Here is a 15,920-nt window from a genome sequence, read left to right on the forward strand (position 1 = left end):
ATCAAACCATTAGAACTGGTAGTTCACACCTAACAAGTATGTGCGACCGTAGTCTTGGTAATCACGTACTTGCAGTGCATTGTCGCCTGATAATGACACAAATGGCTCTTCAGTGATGTTCTGTACTTGGAAAGTCACTGTCATGCCCTCTAAGCTCTTTAAGCCGCTTTCAGAGAAATCATAACCAATTTGCGCATCCCAAATTGTTTCACCAAGGATATCAACTTGTTGTGAGTCGAAACCACGGCCGTATACATCACCTTTAAAGTCATCACGCTTACGCATGCTAGCACGCGCTTGGAAACCAAAGTTTTCATAGTAGAACGTTAGGTTTTGAATACTCTTCGATAGACCTGGAATTTCATAATCGTTGCCATCTTGGTCAACCATGTCAGAACTATTTACAGTGTGACTTGCAATAACACCAAAGCCATCAAGTACATCTGCAAAGTAATTAAATGGTAATGTTACTGAGAACTCTGCACCTTTTACTGTGCCGTCACCACCGTTTACTTTACCGTTACCTGTACCGTCTGGATTAGCTGGAATTGCACCTGTTGATGGGTCTGCAACACCTGTCATATCAATATAGTAGCTACCGTCGAAGATCCAATCTTTTAGGTCTTTGTGATATAGCGCAACTGAGAAGTAACCTTCAGGGCTAAAGTAGTTTTCGTAGCTTAAGTCAAAGTTAATTGCTTGGTACGGTTCAAGTGACGGGTTACCACCACTAACTACCCAGTTACTGCCGTTTTCATCTGGCTGTTGATTGTACGTTGCATTTACAGACGCGTTCATTTCGTCCATACGTGCACGTGAAATCGTCTTAGCTGCACCAAAGCGAAGTGATTGTTGCTCATCAATCGCAAGTGATAAGTTCAGGCTTGGTAACACATGTGAGTAATCGTGCTCAATGTGCGTAGGAGACGTAATAACCTTGCCATCTTGCGTATTAAATGCGCTGCCTTGTGATTCTTGTTTGGTATTCACATAGCGCACACCTACATTACCAGTTAACGGCATACCAGCAACTTCAGTATCTACATTCGCTTTAACAAATGCGCTAGTAAGCTGCTCTTTTACCGTCCACGATTTCGTTGCGTGGCTCGGATCCGTTAAGCTTTCAGCAAGTAAGTCAAAATAACCGTCTTCAACCATGGCACGTGAATTAAATGCAATCATGTCGCCCATGCCGATGAAATCAAGGTTTGCTGTACCTAGGCGGTATTCTTCTGGCACCATCATCATGCCTGGGTTATCAAGCGAGAAACTTGAAACTGTTAAGAAGTAACCTTCAGAACGCTTCGTCTTTTCACGTTCACTGTAAGAAAGACCAAATTCAAATGAACTTACATAGTCATTCTCAACAACTTTAGTCGCAGCAAGTTTTAGTGCATTTAACTCATCGTCAACTTCTGGTGTATTTAAGAAACCGTCTTGTAGTTGGTTTTCATATTCTGTGCCTACAACACCGTATTTTTCGTTAAGCGCTGAGCTCCAACCCCAAGAAAGTGGACCACCGATTTGAATAAGGTTGTAATCGCTGTAATCAAGACCATGCGTAAATGTTGCGCCTGCATTACCTGCATTTAATGTATAACCTAAGTTATCTGCAACACCGCGCGAATCACCACGACCGGTACCTGCGTAACTTTCCATACTCCAAATACGGCGCTCAACGCTTGAATGGCTTGCATCAAATTCAAGTGACCATGAGTCATTTAAATCATATTCAACGTTAAAGCCAAATGACGTTAGTTCTGCGCTACGATCTTCGTAGTCGTTACGTACAACAACGCGTTGACCTTCAGTAATCGCTGACGTTACAAAACCTGTTTCAGCGTCAACAACAGCAGTATCAGGGCTGATTGAACCTTGACCCCAAGCAAATGGAATTTCGATACCACGTAGAATTTTTTCATCAACAAAATCAACATATAGCGTATCAAATACCATGCGAAGTTTATCGCTAGGTACATATTCAATTACCGCCATTACAGAGTCACGCTCAAGTGTTGATGAACGTACAAATGGTTTTGCACCACCTAATACAGAGTATGTTTGACCATCTTCACCTGTGAATTCTGGGTAACCCCACGAGTTCCAGCGCTTTTCTTGGTTTGGAGAAGACATTGTATTAAATGCAACTGCAACACCTAGAGTGTTATCTGCAAATTGGTCAATATATGAAAGCGTGCCACGGAAACCGTTGTCGTCTGCATCTGGGTTTAATTTATCGAAACCAGTTTGTTCGTACATCGCATTAACTTTAACAACACGCTCATCCATTGAAAGTGGTTTGATTGTTTGTAAGTCAATAACACCCGCTAAACCAGAAGCTTCTAGGTCTGCACTTGGTGTTTTATATACTTTTACCGCACTCATAATTTCAGACGGGTATAAGTCTAATTCTGCACCACGGTTATCAGTGATTGATACTTGCTCACGGCCATTGAATGTCGTACCAACATGATCTTCACCAAAACCACGAATAGTCACTCGGCTTGCGCGACCATCTAAGCGCTGTGCAGCAAGGCCTGGTAAACGTGCAATTGATTCAGCAATTGATGAATCTGGTAATTTACCAATGTCTTCTGCAGAAACTGATTCTACAACTTCTGGAGAAAAACGTTTGGTGTTAATCGCTTTCACTAAACTTGCACGAAAGCCCTTAACTTCAATAACTTCAACTTCTTTTTCTTGTTCTTTGTCGTTACTTGCGTTCTCTGCTGCATAAACAGTTGCTGATGAAACACCCGCGGCGATCATCGCAAGAGTTAGCATGCTTGGTTTAAAAATAGACATAAATTTCTGTTCCCGTTTGACTATTACTAGTGCAAATCATGGTGCGAAATACCATCACTATTAACATTACGTTTAGTCACAATATTTGTAGCAGTTGCACCAAATGAGTTCGCGTTTGTTGCCGACGGTGATAGTAACGCTATAAATTTAGCAACCACAACAAAATGCATACGTATTCAAATTTATGCAAAGACGCAAATAGTTACAATTTTTTTACATTTAATATTCCTTACTTGTTGATATATATAGGATTTTATTTTTTAAACCCCATTAAAAATAAAACTTAAACAAAATGACATAAATTGATCACAAAGTTTAACCAAAACTGTGCAACCACCTTAAAATTTAACATGCTGTGCACCTTTAAAGTGCAAATGACTTTAAATTATAAATTGGTAAGACCAATATTAGACCTAATTTTAAAGGGGCAGCGTTAGCTTGGCACAAATTGGTAATATAGTGTGACCAATCTGCCTGATTAAAAATAATATTCAACATAAAACTATTTTCAATGCATACGTATGTAGGCTTTTTACTCGCAACTAAAAGATGACGTAAGCTGAACGCTATTCGCTTGAAGAAACAGCTGCGAATATACGATTAAATAAATTAAAACGAATAGCATCAATTAGTAACGAGAACACGATGTCGAATTTAACAGCGCAATTACATTGGTGGAAAGGTGCGGTAATTTACCAAGTCTACCCACGCAGTTTCCAAGACACTACCAATAATGGTGTGGGTGATTTAAAAGGAATTATAAAGCGACTTGATTATATTAAGGCTCTCGGTGTAGATGCTGTTTGGATATCACCGTTTTTTAAATCACCGATGAAAGACTTTGGTTACGACATTAGTGACTACCGTGATATCGATCCCCTATTTGGCTCGCTTGCTGATTTTGATGAGCTAATTGAACAAGCGCATCAGCGAGACATTAAAATTGTGATTGATCAGGTATTAAGTCATACCTCAGATCAACACCCATGGTTTATTGAAAGCCGTGAAGATAAAACCAATGAAAAAGCAGATTGGTATGTTTGGGCCGATGCAAACGAAGACGGTTCGCCACCAAACAATTGGCTGTCGATTTTCGGTGGCTGTGCATGGCAATGGGAACCTCGTCGCTGCCAGTACTATTTACATAACTTTTTAACGCAACAACCGGATTTAAACTTCCATAACGAAGACGTGCGTAAAGCGGTTTTAGATAATGTTGAATTTTGGCTTGCACGCGGTGTAGATGGCTTCCGTTTAGATGCGATTAACTTCTGTTACCACGACAAAGAACTACGTGATAACCCAGCAAAACCAAAGCATTTAAGACAAGGCCGTGGTTTTAGTGAAGATAATCCGTATGCCTTCCAGTACCACTATTATAATAATACGCAGCCTGAAAACTTAGCGTTTATGCAAGCTATTCGCAGCCTAATGGATAAATACCCTGGCGCTGTAACCTTGGGCGAAATTTCTTCTGAAGATTCGCTTGCGACCATGAGCGAATACACATCAGGTGGCGACAAATTACATATGGGCTATAGCTTTGAGCTGCTAACCAAAGACTACAGTCCAAGTTATATCCGAAATACAGTCGAAACTCTCGAGTCGCAAATGACTGAAGGCTGGCCATGCTGGGCATTTAGCAACCACGATGTTGAACGTGTTGCCTCGCGCTGGAGTAAGGACGGTGTTGTAAACACTGAGCAAGTTAAAATGCTACATGCGCTTCTTGCAACACTGCGTGGCAGTGTGTGTATGTATCAAGGTGAAGAGCTTGGTTTAGGGGAAGCTGAAATTAGTTTTGAGCAATTACAAGACCCTTACGGTATTACCTTCTGGCCAAACTTTAAAGGCCGTGATGGTTGTCGTACTCCACTCCCTTGGGAAAATGAAAGTGCGTTTGGTGGATTTTCACAGAGTGAAACATGGTTACCTGTTGTTGAAGCGCATAAAGCCGTTGCAATAAATAAACAGTTGGCTGATAACAACTCTCCGCTTATTCATTGTCAGCAGTTTTTAGCTTGGCGAAAAGAGGTTGAAGTATTGCTCTATGGTGATATTACCTTTACGCAAAGCGATGAATCTATTCTTGCTTTTGAGCGTAGTTATAACGGTAAGACACTTTGTTGCTACTTTAATTTAAGTGCAGAAAGTCAACCGCTTACACTGACAGGCAAGGTACTTAAGGCAAATCATTTTGATAACGCAACATTAAATAGCTTTGGTTATGTGATTGCAGAGCGCTAAGAAAAGTTACTAACGCAGGGTAAATGGAATTACCATTTTAATAAATTGAAAGATTTACGTATTGTTCTTCCCATGTGAACGTGAGGCTAACCCATCTGGGTTAGCCTTTTTTTTAGCGTTCTGTAGAGCGAACGACTTCTATAATTTCAGTAGTAGAAATAGACGGAGTGCGAGGTAAATATACTACTTCACATTGCGAACGGAAATTATCAAACTTGCCTTGCCAATCATCGCCCATCACCAGAACATCTGCTTTGAATTGCTCAATATAATCACCTTTTAGCTCTAGTGACTCTTCAAAAAACACTTCATCAACAAATTGCAAAGATGAAATAATCTTCTTACGATCTTCTTCTGAGTATATTGGGGTACGCCCTTTTTTTGAAAAATTTAGCGCATCTGAAGAAACACCAACAATTAAATAATCACCAAGTTCTCGTGCGCGCTCTAAAATTCGCACATGACCAACGTGAAACACATCAAAGGTGCCAAAAGTAATAACTCTTTTCATTAAAATGCAATAATTCTGTGATATGAAACTTGGCACGTACTATATCACGAGTACACACCAAGATGACCTATGAGAGCAATAAATTCTAAAATGGCGTAAAATACTGGCTAAGCCATTCTATTTGTAAATGTATAAAAAGGATTAGTGCTTTATCAGGTAATCAACAACTCGCTGAGCACAATTTCCGTCTACATCACCTACATATTCTTTTGTGATATCAACTCGAATTGCGTGTTTTGCCTGAGGGTTTTCAACTGCATTCGTCACGCACTTGGCAAGTGCTTTGTAATTTGCAGCACGTTCACAGAGTTGATGGAAAACCTCAATGCTCTCATCGATACGCTTTTTGAATCTAAATGCGAAAATGCCACGGTAACTCCAGCGTAGCTTATAAAAATCACACCAAATAACGGGTTTATCTAATGCTGCAAACTCAAAGATAGCAGAAGATGCATCTGATATCAGCACATCAGAAATCGCCATAAACTCTAACAGGTTATATTCTTCAACCCCTGCTAAATAAACATTGTCTTGCTTAGCCCAATTTTCTAACAAGGCTTTTTGCTTTTTATAACGCGGTTTTGTGAGCGAGAAAAAGTGCGGCTTTAAAATAATATTGTAATTGGCAAAATCATCCGGGAATGATTTTGCAAACAACTCAATTGAGCTTGGGTAGAAGGTCGGTGCATACAATAAAGTAGGTTTAGTTTCATCAAGCCCAAGTGAGGCTAAACTGCGCGTGGCTGTTTGATTGTTAATCGCAGGGTCTAGCTTGGCATAACCGCTGTCTACAAAATTTCCGCTTGGAAACATAGCTTGAAGATTACCAAGGCGCTTTTCACCTTCAACAAAACGCACTGTTGTAGGATTTTTTGATACATCATAGTAACAACTTTTAGGGCCAACACCGTGCTGCATCAGTACTGTTTTGCTCACTTCATGCAGTTGCTCTAAATCAGATACAGCATTACCAAAGACAATCCAATCAGCTTTTTGAGCTAAATAATGTGTTAACGCTTCTTGCCAATTTTGCACAATTTTAAGTGGCAAGTTCGTCGCTTGAAGAGCCTTTTCAACAATGCGGTTTAAATCTTCATCATCTGTTTTGTAACCGATCAACTCAATATCGGTATCGTGCTGTTTTAACACATCGATTACCGGTAAATATTGCGGTAAATAATAGAGATGTTGAATATCGAAAATAACCTTCATTGCGCTGCCTAAATCATTTATGTGACATTTTTATGATCTCACAAAAACTTAATGTCAGGCAAAAGCTTTTTAGCTGAATTTCCAGTATTTAAGTTTTTTTCTTAATTTAAAATTGCGCAGCAAATTTAGCGGTTTGTTTTTTTCTGTCGTGAGTTTACCTTGCAGCACTTGTTCAACCGCTTCAAGTACACGTGCACTTGATTGGCCGTCTCGGTAAGGGTGCAACTGCTCAATGTACTCGCTTACACTGGTTTGTAAACTGGTTGGAAACTGAAGCGCAAATGCCAGTTTTTCTTCAAGTAATTCAGGCTCTGTAAAATTCACCATATAGGGTTGTGGCTCGATGTTATTGAAGGTAACTACTGGTTTATTTTGTACCAAAAACATTTGAATAACCGATGATGTATCGCACAGCATAACATCTGCCTGTGTTAATAACGGCAATACATTGTCGGTTTCAACAAAGGTTAAATGTTCGCTTTCGAGGGATTTATATTGGTCAACAATCTGCTTGGGCATTTTGGGGTGAAACTGAACAAGCCAACGCCACTTACCCGTTGCGCTCAGTTTTTTAACTTGCTCAAACAAATGAGGCGCACAGGTCAAATTACGTGAAAAGGTTGAGCACATAAGTACCGTTTTCTTATCACTTTTAATATTTGAGCTTTTATTTTCGCTGTCTACTGATTTGAAAAGTGGATCCAGCGTCGGCCAGCCGGTTTCAACTACATTAAAATAACCATGCTGTTTCGCTAACTTTTCAAACGTTTCTGTGGTGTTAGGGCCTTGTGTGCAATAAAGATCAAAACACTGGCGAATATTAAAATGGTCGTTCTGACCACGGCGATTAATTTTCCCAGCATTAAAGCCATGAAATACGGCAACTTTAACCCCAGGAAAAAATCGAGGAACGGTATTACCCGGCACAAAAACCGCATCGGGTTGAAATGCTTTTACCTCATCAACTGTATGAAGTTGTAATTCATCTTCTTTTAGATAACTCGCATTTACTTCATTACCCCATAAAAACCACGCTGCGGTATCGCCACGACGTAATATTTCCTGTTGTAATGGTCTTAAAATAGCATAGCTATAGTTTTGAGAAATAAAAAAGAGGTACTTACGCATACACGTTCCATTGATTTAAAGGCGCATTAAGCGCCTTGAATTATAATACTGCGAACTTAACCACAAAAAGGATTGATAATATCCATACACTGATACTGACTTCATTACCGCGATTACACATTACTTTCACCGCAGTGTAAGCAATAAAACCCAATGCAATACCATGTGCGATTGAGAACGTTAATGGCGTCATTAATAACACAACTGCAACAGGTACAGCTTCTGTCATATCATCCCAATCTACTAGTTTTAAGTTTTGTAACATCAGTACTGCAACATACAAAATAGCACCCGCCGTTGCGTAAGCCGGAACCATAGCTGCAAGCGGTGCAAAAAACAGCATTAGTAAAAAGCAAATACCAACAACCACAGCGGTTAAACCTGTTTTACCACCAACAGAAACACCTGCCACCGACTCAATATACGATGTTGTTGTTGATGTACCTAACGTTGCACCAGCAATCGTTGCACAACTATCTGCACTAAGCGCTCTTCCCATTCGCGGAATGTTGCCCTTTTCGTCAGAAAATCCTGCTTTTTGTGAAACAGCAACTAAAGTGCCTGACGTATCGAATAAATCGACGAATAAAAACGCAAAAATAACACTTAACATTGAAAGCTCAAGCGCACTTGCAAAGTCGAGTTCCATCCAAGTTGGTGCAAGTGAAGGTGGCATAGATACAATGCCATTATATTCAACTAAGCCAAGTGATAATGCGATTGCGGTTACACCTAAAATACTAAATAACACGCCGCTTTTAATATCACGGTACAAAAGCGCTGCGATAAAGAAAAAACTAATAATCGCAAGTAAAGGACCAGCTTGGGTAATAACACCTAATTGCACTAATGTCGCTGGACTTGCCACAATAATGCCTGAATTTTTAAGGGCAATTAACGCTAAAAATGCACCAATACCTGTGGCAATTGCACGTTTTAATACTAATGGGATCGCATTGATTATCCACTCTCTTACTTTAAATAAACTTAATAGTAAAAAGATAATTCCTGAGAAAAACACGGCTGCCAATGCACTTTGCCAACTATAACCCATGCCAAGTACAACACCGTAGGTGAAAAAGGCATTTAAGCCCATACCAGGTGCAAGTGCGATTGGGTAATTTGCCCAAAAGCCCATAATAAAACAACCAATCGCAGCTGCTAAACACGTAGCAACAAATGCCGCACCTTGATCGATTCCCGCTTCTGCAAGCATTGCAGGGTTAACGAATACTATGTAAACCATAGTGACAAATGTGGTGATACCAGCTATCACCTCACGCTTAACCGAACTGCCCTGTTGGTTTATTTTAAAAAGTTGTTCAAACATGATTACGTTACTGTGTCTTAAGGGGGTTGTGATCATACCAGTGACACACAAAAAATTAAATTTTTAAGTCATTGTGAATCGAAATTAAGTGAAAAAATCAAAAGCTTCTAAACTTACTTTAAGTTCACTTTATTTGGGGCATCATGGAAAACACGAATCAACACATAGAAATAGACGCGTTAACAATCGCTGAAGTTGAACAACTTATTCTCTCTACGTTACTTGCAATAAAAAAAGAGCTCAGTGAAAAACACGCCAAGGCTGACGCAAAAGACAGCGAACGACTATTTGCCACTTCGGTATCGATGTCAAAAGCACGTAATGATGTCGGTGCAGCAAAATATATGCGATTTGCCGCTATGCAAGGCCATGTCAAAGCGCAATTTTATTTAGGCATGATGTTCGCAAAAGGTTCGGGGCTGCCTCAAAGTGTTTACCATGCATATACCTGGTTATGTTTAGCTGAAAGCCAAGGGTCAATTGAAGCAGTCGAGGCGATAGGCAAACTTCAACCTCTTTTACAGGCAAAACAAATTACGGATGCAAAAAAGCAAGCTGCTGATTTATATGAACTTATCCATGACAATATATTTAACAATGAAAAAATTGTGTAAAAAATAGCAAAAAACGCTTGAAACAGATTACTGTATAAAATACTGTATAGATAATTCCACTGTATATTTAAACAGGTATCGTTATGTTACAAGCTCAGCACCTTTCAACACAGCAAACGTTAGAAATAAGTGAAATCGCGTCAGACAAACTGAAAGTAATAAATGTGCAAGATGATATTCAAGAGACACTTGCTCTCATTGAGATTTTGCAAAAACATACCTGTGAAAATAAATGGACTTTGCTGTTAGCACCAGATGCAGTACCAAGCAAATCATTATTAGAAAGCCTATCGATTGATCACAGTAAACTTCTAATTATTCGTAAGCGTCATTTAATTAACATTGAATATGTTGTTAACTCAGCGCTTAAAAACGGAAATTTTGGTGCAGTTGTGTCGTGGACAAATATGTTAGATGAGGTGACATTAAGTTCGCTTGCGGCAAACCAATCTCACTTTAATGGCTATTTTTATCATTTTGCAGCAAGTAAAGGTATGACGACTAAACCTACACTTTGCTAAAATACCTTTTTAACTTAACGAAACGAAACTATGTGTTATTGCGGAAATTCTATTGCATTTGAGATGTGTTGCTTACCGATTATTAACGGTGAAACAAAAGCTGAAAATGCTGAACAACTTATGCGTTCTCGCTACAGTGCATATTGCATAAATAACAGTGACTATATTCATAACACCTATGCAAGTTCTAAACAGGCAGAAAATAGTGTTCGTGATATTGCTGCATTTGCCGAACTAGCAAACTTTATTGGTCTCACTGTTTATAATTTTGAAGAAGTTGATAACACAGCAACAGTGCATTTTAAAGCTGACTATTTGTGTGATGGTTATTATTGTCAATTAGAAGAAACTTCAAACTTTATAGTGGAAGACAATCAATGGCGTTACTTAGATGGCACTATTACACAGCACGCTGAGGAAAAAGTAGGTAGAAATGACCCATGCCCATGCGGTAGTGAAAAAAAATACAAAAAGTGCCACGCTTAATAATTAATACACAACCGTTTTAATTAGTGTGTTCACAAATAAAAAAGGCGATAACTATTATCGCCTTTTTTGTGTTTTAAATTGTGTGTGTTTTAGAATGATTCAAGTGTTATTAATGCTTTGCTTATTATTAAGCCTAAGCAACGGAAGCAAAATCGTAGTTTTGACTTTTTTCAATACTGCTATAAAAGCCGTCAATATCCATTTTTTTATTTGTTAAAGCCACATTCTTGGCTGCAATTAATTTTTTTTGTGTTGCAGGTGGGCAATTGTCGATAACAACCGGAGAAATGTATTTTGTATCATTTTTGCAAGTGAATGGTTCTGGATTCAAGCATTCGTTAAGATGAATAGCATTTAAGCCTTGCTCGATTAGTAACAGACAGTTTTGTTGACCTATCAATCCATTAAATGGCTCAGCAGCTAATGGCTTTTTCGGGCCAGCTCCTTGCTTAGCAAACTCAAGTAATGGATCACTGAGTAATTCTTTTTCACTTTGCGGAAGATTAAACTGTGAAAATTCGGTTGCATCATGACTAAGCATGGCAAGTAAAAATGCAAAATCACTTTGACGATCTGTAGCAACACTTTGGCAGAGTTGTTCTCCAAGTTGCGCTTCATGTGTGATGATCTGTTCAATTTGCATTTTTAATAATCAATTTGTTCAATAACAAAGCTGTTATCGACAAAAATATAAAAAACTTTAGCTTTAACCTTTACTTAATTTTTTAGTTTGTTAATATTCGCCTCGTTCTCGTGGAGGGGTTCCCGAGCGGCCAAAGGGATCAGACTGTAAATCTGACGGCATTGCCTTCGATGGTTCGAATCCGTCCCCCTCCACCACTTCTCTTTTATTCCAAATTCCAAATTCCAAATTCCAAATTCCAAATTCCAAATTCCAAATTCCAAATTCCAAATTCCAAATTCCAAATTCCAAATTCCAAATTCCAAATTCCAAATTCCAAATTCCAAATTCCAAAAAGTTAAAAATCTAAGCCTCTAATGAGTCAAGTTTCTTTGTTTTAAAATCGTGGCCAATTTGTGTTTTTATCGATTTAGAGCATGCTTGTATGAAATTTAACTATTGTGGCTGGTTTTCGAGCAGTTAAACGCTAAATTTTAAAAAGTACTTTACAGCTAGATAAAGCTTCTCTAATATTGCGCCTACTTCAGTGGAGGGGTTCCCGAGCGGCCAAAGGGATCAGACTGTAAATCTGACGGCATTGCCTTCGATGGTTCGAATCCGTCCCCCTCCACCACTTTCTTTCTGAAGTTTCAAACCTTAAATATATCTAACTTAAATCCATTTTCTTTTAGCCAACTTTCAGCCTTTTTGTATTCTGGATAAAGCATTTTTACTACTTGCCAAAATCGGTAGCTGTGATCCATCACCTGCAAATGTGCAACTTCATGAGCAATTACATAATTAATCACCCAAAGTGGTGCACTCGATAATTGCAAATTAAATTGCAAACGCCCTTTTGTATCACATGACCCCCAGCGGCTTTTAATATGTTTTACACTCACCATTTGGAAGCTCACTTTCAATTTATTAGCCATATCAGCTGCTTTTTCTTCGCAGTAGCTTGTAAGTTGCTGAGCAGCAAATTGCATTAATAAACTAAGTTGTTTCTCTTCAATATGTTTAACACGCTTAGAAGTGTTAATGCGAAGTACGTCACCATCCAGCATTACTTTGGATTGAACAGAATCTGATTCATAAACGAGTGAATAAGTCTTACCCATGAATGTTACACACTCTAGCTCTAAAACTGATTTGGCTAGCGGTCTTTTTTGCTGATTAGCAAGGTGCTTTTCAATCCAATCTTGTTTGCTAGTAAGCCATTGTTCAATCACATTAAGCGCAAGGTAATTTGGTGCGTATACTAATACTTGATTTTCCTTAATTTTTATTGCCAAGGTTTTGCGTTTTTTACTGCGTTTTAACTGATATTTGATCGACATTATTTTCTATTGTGGTTAACTTGCTATAGTTATAAGTATCTTGCGCTAATACGTATATAAATGAGCCAAATCAGCGAAAATTCTTTAAAAGATAAGAGCATTCTTATTATTGATGACCAAAAGTCGTTCCAAAAACTACTTAAAGGTATGCTGGTACAACTCGGTGCTAACAATATTTCATTTTACGATTCGGGTGAAGCTGCGCTTAACAAAATCGAAAAAGATTCCGTAGATATTGTATTTATTGATTATAACCTTGGGCAAGGTAGAAACGGTAAACAGTTTCTTGAAGAATTAAAATACTTAAATAAACTCTCGCGCCACAGCATATCCATTTTAGTCACAGGTGAAAGCACACGCTCAGTTGTATTATCTGTACTCGAAATAGAACCAGATGATTATCTAATCAAACCATTCTCAAGTGGTATGTTAAAAACACGTCTAAATAAACTCTCTGCGAAAAAGAAGTTATTTTATCACGCCAATCAAGCGATCGAAGACGGCCAACTCGCACTCGCTGCTGAGCAATACCTTGAAATTTCAAAAAAAGGTGCTCGCAATGCGCAATTTTGCTTTAAGCGTGCTTGCCAAGTTTATTTTGATTTAGGCGAAAACCAAAAAGCATTTGATCTACTTAATTCAGTGCTCGAAAGTGCAAGGCCAACATGGGCACTGACCTACCTAGCGCAAGCCTGTTTTTATTTAACTAAGTATGATCAGGCCATTCGCATATGCGATGAATTGTTAGGCCAAAATCGCTTTAATATTGATGCGTTAGATATAAAAGCCCTTTGCCTTAATCAACTTAACCAAGGGAAAGAGTCTCTGTTTTTAATAGAGCAAAGCTGTAATATTTCGCCACACTCTTTTGCTAGGCAACGCACTTTTGCAGAAATTGCCCAGGCAAATAATGATCTTGATGCGCTTGTCAAAGCGCAAAATACGTTACTTGCGATGTCGAAAGGTACTGCGTTTGCACATATTGATTACCAATTTAATTATATTCGTGCCATGTTTAGCCAACTCAATAATGCAAACTCTAAACATGAAAAATCAGAGCTAACATCGCAAATTAAAAGCTCGCTTCGTCAAGCACAAAGTGACCCAACGGTTGTTGAGGAGCCTATTCTTTTTAATGAGTTTAATACCTTTTGTGAAGCACGATTGAGTGTCAGTGAAGGAGAATATTTAACTGCCAAGAAAATCATTGCACCGCTTACTGCAGAGCAATCGTTAAGCCATTCCATTTTGCCTGATTCAATTATGACGTTATTCGATTTGGGCGAATTTGATGATGCCAATGCCCAACTTGAAAAATACCAATCGTCCAAACAAAGTAATAGCCAAGTATTAGCCCAATTACACAGTCGCAATGATGACTTAGCTTCTAAACAATCAGAGTTTCAGCAACATAATACAAAAGGTATTGAGCTTTATAAGCAAGGTAACTTTCAAGACGCTATTGTACAATTTGAAATGGCGCTCAAGCATGCGCCTATGAATACCGGTAGCGCACTAAACTTATTACAAGCATTACTGCAATTACTGCCACGCGCAAGCCAAGCTGCCGATGTTATTTTAGAGAAATGCCAAAGCAACTTTGTTCTTGTTGATGGTATGGCATTGCCGCCACAGCACGCCAAACGTCTCGAAGATCTTAAGTTTGAATACAATAAGTTAGCCAAACTCTATTACCAAGAAAGTTAGCAAAATAAGATTCAAGTGCTAGGCTTACAATATTGCAAGCCAGCTAAATATTGCCTATGAGTCATGCACCTAAATGCCAGTATGTTTCCCCTGAAAATGAACAATGTTGTGAATTGGATATGGGTGGCGGTTACTGTTTTTGGCATGACCAAAAATATGATAAAAGCGGTTTAGCACTTACTGAAAAACTTGAACGCTACGCCCAACGTGGTGGTTTATTAAAAGGGCTGCAACTTAAACGCGCAGATCTCACTGGTTTAAATTTGGTGAACCACCAAGGTGAACATTTCAATTTATCCTACAGCAATTTTTATCGCGCCAATATGCAAAATGCACATCTTTATAATACCTGTATTCGCAATGCATCGCTTATGAAAGCAGATTTGCGGGACGCTAATTTACACTGTGCCAAGCTCGAAGGTACTAACCTACTTGGCGTAAAATTAATTGGTGCGCGCATCGATAATATGAAACTTGGCCACACCCTGCTACAAGAAGACCTTGCACGCAAAGCTGAAAAACAAAATGACAGCGATAAAGCGCTCGACTATTTTGAGCAATCTGAAGAAATTTATCGAGACTTAAGAAACGCCGCTGAAAATCAGGGGCTTTTAGAAGTATCAGGCAAGTTCAATCACAAAGTGTTGATAATGCGCCGCCATCAATACCCTAAATGGTCTCGTCATCGTATGGCATCTAAATTTTTTGATGTGTTGTGTGGCTACGGCGAGCGCCCTGTTAATGTGATTTTCTTTTCAATGATGTTAATTTTGATTTGTGCTCTTTGTTACTTTGCGTTTGGCGTGAGCTATAACGAACAAACCTTACAATTTAACCCAGCTCACAGTTTAAAAGACAACTTAATGGCACTTGGTAACAGCTTATACTTTTCCGTTGTCACCTTTACTACCCTTGGCTATGGCGACATAACACCGCTTGGATATTCGCGCTTAATTGCCGCAGTCGAAGCCTTTTGCGGCAGTTTTTCGTTAGCGCTTTTCGTGGTTGTGTTCGTTAAGAAAATGACACGATAACATCAATGAATGTTACCAATAATAAACAACATCATAAACACAACACTAAGCAATCTAAAAAAGAATAGCTGACCTTTTAAGCTTCTAACCTGTTTAGAGGTTTTAAATACTTTTAACTCTAATGCTTTACAATATTCTCGACTAATCATAATAGGATCCTCATCAATTGGGTTTAGCCCTATCAGTTTTGCCACCTTTGGCATCTCACGTTAATGCATGCATAAATGCGACCAAGTTTTGGTGACAATTTTACTTATTGTGATCCCTAACGTTACATTAATACCAACCATGATTACCTTATTAATACGTAATAAACCTTCATTAGGTTGATATTAACTGCGTCCTATTTTAACCATCGGC

14 protein-coding genes and 2 tRNA genes are annotated in these 15,920 nt (G+C 38.7%); 8 read left to right on the forward strand and 8 right to left on the reverse strand.

The genetic code is table 11. The features are described from left to right. Positions 1-9 precede the first annotated feature (9 nt). Both AAEU29_RS03710 and AAEU29_RS03715 read right to left on the reverse strand, forming a co-directional pair. The gene (locus AAEU29_RS03710) at positions 10-2,805 is read right to left on the reverse strand and encodes a TonB-dependent receptor (protein ID WP_421972119.1); all 2,796 of its coding nucleotides are present in this window, start codon (positions 2,803-2,805) and stop codon (positions 10-12) included. A gap of 26 nt (positions 2,806-2,831) precedes the next feature. Continuing rightward, positions 2,832-2,975: a hypothetical protein gene (locus AAEU29_RS03715; RefSeq protein WP_421972120.1), complete on the reverse strand. Its 144-nt coding sequence runs from the start codon at positions 2,973-2,975 to the stop codon at positions 2,832-2,834. A gap of 475 nt (positions 2,976-3,450) precedes the next feature. On the opposite strand from AAEU29_RS03715, the gene AAEU29_RS03720 reads away from it, so the two are divergent. After that, entirely contained in the window at positions 3,451-5,052 is a 1,602-nt protein-coding gene (locus AAEU29_RS03720; protein WP_421972121.1) for an alpha-glucosidase, read from the forward strand. A gap of 112 nt (positions 5,053-5,164) precedes the next feature. Here AAEU29_RS03720 and AAEU29_RS03725 read toward each other — a convergent pair whose 3' ends face one another. The 4 genes from AAEU29_RS03725 to AAEU29_RS03740 all read right to left on the reverse strand — a co-directional run bounded on the left by AAEU29_RS03725 (position 5,165) and on the right by AAEU29_RS03740 (position 9,233). After that, positions 5,165-5,563: an FAD synthase family protein gene (locus tag AAEU29_RS03725; RefSeq protein ID WP_421972122.1), complete on the reverse strand. Its 399-nt coding sequence runs from the start codon at positions 5,561-5,563 to the stop codon at positions 5,165-5,167. Positions 5,564-5,704: 141 nt separating this feature from the next. Continuing rightward, positions 5,705-6,775 (reverse strand): CDP-glycerol glycerophosphotransferase family protein, encoded by a 1,071-nt coding sequence (locus AAEU29_RS03730; protein ID WP_421972123.1) that lies wholly within the window; start codon positions 6,773-6,775, stop codon positions 5,705-5,707. Positions 6,776-6,844: 69 nt separating this feature from the next. Next, the gene (locus AAEU29_RS03735) at positions 6,845-7,903 is read right to left on the reverse strand and encodes a CDP-glycerol glycerophosphotransferase family protein (RefSeq protein WP_421972124.1); all 1,059 of its coding nucleotides are present in this window, start codon (positions 7,901-7,903) and stop codon (positions 6,845-6,847) included. A 40-nt stretch (positions 7,904-7,943) separates the two neighbouring features. Beyond that, positions 7,944-9,233 carry an NCS2 family permease gene (locus AAEU29_RS03740; RefSeq protein ID WP_421972125.1) on the reverse strand — a complete coding sequence of 430 codons (1,290 nt, stop codon included), beginning with the start codon at positions 9,231-9,233 and terminating at the stop codon, positions 7,944-7,946. Between the two features lie 143 nt (positions 9,234-9,376). Here AAEU29_RS03740 and AAEU29_RS03745 point away from each other — a divergent pair, with 143 nt between their 5' ends. The 3 genes from AAEU29_RS03745 to AAEU29_RS03755 all read left to right on the forward strand — a co-directional run bounded on the left by AAEU29_RS03745 (position 9,377) and on the right by AAEU29_RS03755 (position 10,854). Further along, positions 9,377-9,847, forward strand: coding sequence for a tetratricopeptide repeat protein (locus tag AAEU29_RS03745; RefSeq protein WP_421972126.1), 471 nt, complete (start codon positions 9,377-9,379; stop codon positions 9,845-9,847). 83 nt (positions 9,848-9,930) lie between these two features. Then, positions 9,931-10,368 carry a SulA-like leucine-rich domain-containing protein gene (locus AAEU29_RS03750; protein ID WP_274760025.1) on the forward strand — a complete coding sequence of 146 codons (438 nt, stop codon included), beginning with the start codon at positions 9,931-9,933 and terminating at the stop codon, positions 10,366-10,368. 63 nt (positions 10,369-10,431) lie between these two features. Next, positions 10,432-10,854 (forward strand): YchJ family protein, encoded by a 423-nt coding sequence (locus tag AAEU29_RS03755; protein ID WP_421972127.1) that lies wholly within the window; start codon positions 10,432-10,434, stop codon positions 10,852-10,854. Positions 10,855-10,990: 136 nt separating this feature from the next. Here the strand turns inward: AAEU29_RS03755 and AAEU29_RS03760 are convergent, their stop codons facing one another. Beyond that, entirely contained in the window at positions 10,991-11,500 is a 510-nt protein-coding gene (locus tag AAEU29_RS03760) for a VC2046/SO_2500 family protein (RefSeq protein WP_421972128.1), read from the reverse strand. A gap of 112 nt (positions 11,501-11,612) precedes the next feature. Here AAEU29_RS03760 and AAEU29_RS03765 point away from each other — a divergent pair. Both AAEU29_RS03765 and AAEU29_RS03770 read left to right on the forward strand, forming a co-directional pair. Further along, positions 11,613-11,697, forward strand: a tRNA-Tyr gene (locus AAEU29_RS03765). Positions 11,698-12,028: 331 nt separating this feature from the next. Continuing rightward, positions 12,029-12,113, forward strand: a tRNA-Tyr gene (locus AAEU29_RS03770). Positions 12,114-12,129: 16 nt separating this feature from the next. Here AAEU29_RS03770 and AAEU29_RS03775 read toward each other — a convergent pair. Next, positions 12,130-12,819, reverse strand: coding sequence for a M48 family metallopeptidase (locus AAEU29_RS03775; protein ID WP_421972129.1), 690 nt, complete (start codon positions 12,817-12,819; stop codon positions 12,130-12,132). A 60-nt stretch (positions 12,820-12,879) separates the two neighbouring features. Here AAEU29_RS03775 and AAEU29_RS03780 point away from each other — a divergent pair, with 60 nt between their 5' ends. Continuing rightward, complete coding sequence (locus AAEU29_RS03780) at positions 12,880-14,526, forward strand: response regulator (RefSeq protein WP_421972130.1); 1,647 nt, start codon at positions 12,880-12,882, stop codon at positions 14,524-14,526. Between the two features lie 56 nt (positions 14,527-14,582). Continuing rightward, the gene (locus tag AAEU29_RS03785) at positions 14,583-15,560 is read left to right on the forward strand and encodes a pentapeptide repeat-containing protein (RefSeq protein WP_274763156.1); all 978 of its coding nucleotides are present in this window, start codon (positions 14,583-14,585) and stop codon (positions 15,558-15,560) included. Positions 15,561-15,920: the final 360 nt, after the last annotated feature.

Origin of the sequence: Pseudoalteromonas aquimarina, from assembly GCF_049257255.1 — a bacterium.
Classification (GTDB): domain Bacteria; phylum Pseudomonadota; class Gammaproteobacteria; order Enterobacterales; family Alteromonadaceae; genus Pseudoalteromonas.

Bases quoted from the DNA above. Each gene is read 5' to 3' on its own strand.
- AAEU29_RS03755 (WP_421972127.1), top strand. From the start codon at position 10,432: ATGTGTTGCTTACCGATTATTAACGGTGAAACAAAAGCTGAAAATGCT.
- AAEU29_RS03735 (WP_421972124.1), bottom strand. From the start codon at position 7,903: ATGCGTAAGTACCTCTTTTTTATTTCTCAAAACTATAGCTATGCTATT.
- AAEU29_RS03745 (WP_421972126.1), top strand. From the start codon at position 9,377: ATGGAAAACACGAATCAACACATAGAAATAGACGCGTTAACAATCGCT.
- AAEU29_RS03740 (WP_421972125.1), bottom strand. From the start codon at position 9,233: ATGTTTGAACAACTTTTTAAAATAAACCAACAGGGCAGTTCGGTTAAG.
- AAEU29_RS03720 (WP_421972121.1), top strand. From the start codon at position 3,451: ATGTCGAATTTAACAGCGCAATTACATTGGTGGAAAGGTGCGGTAATT.
- AAEU29_RS03760 (WP_421972128.1), bottom strand. From the start codon at position 11,500: ATGCAAATTGAACAGATCATCACACATGAAGCGCAACTTGGAGAACAA.
- AAEU29_RS03715 (WP_421972120.1), bottom strand. From the start codon at position 2,975: ATGCATTTTGTTGTGGTTGCTAAATTTATAGCGTTACTATCACCGTCG.
- AAEU29_RS03785 (WP_274763156.1), top strand. From the start codon at position 14,583: ATGAGTCATGCACCTAAATGCCAGTATGTTTCCCCTGAAAATGAACAA.
- AAEU29_RS03725 (WP_421972122.1), bottom strand. From the start codon at position 5,563: ATGAAAAGAGTTATTACTTTTGGCACCTTTGATGTGTTTCACGTTGGT.
- AAEU29_RS03780 (WP_421972130.1), top strand. From the start codon at position 12,880: ATGAGCCAAATCAGCGAAAATTCTTTAAAAGATAAGAGCATTCTTATT.
- AAEU29_RS03710 (WP_421972119.1), bottom strand. From the start codon at position 2,805: ATGTCTATTTTTAAACCAAGCATGCTAACTCTTGCGATGATCGCCGCG.
- AAEU29_RS03750 (WP_274760025.1), top strand. From the start codon at position 9,931: ATGTTACAAGCTCAGCACCTTTCAACACAGCAAACGTTAGAAATAAGT.
- AAEU29_RS03730 (WP_421972123.1), bottom strand. From the start codon at position 6,775: ATGAAGGTTATTTTCGATATTCAACATCTCTATTATTTACCGCAATAT.
- AAEU29_RS03775 (WP_421972129.1), bottom strand. From the start codon at position 12,819: ATGTCGATCAAATATCAGTTAAAACGCAGTAAAAAACGCAAAACCTTG.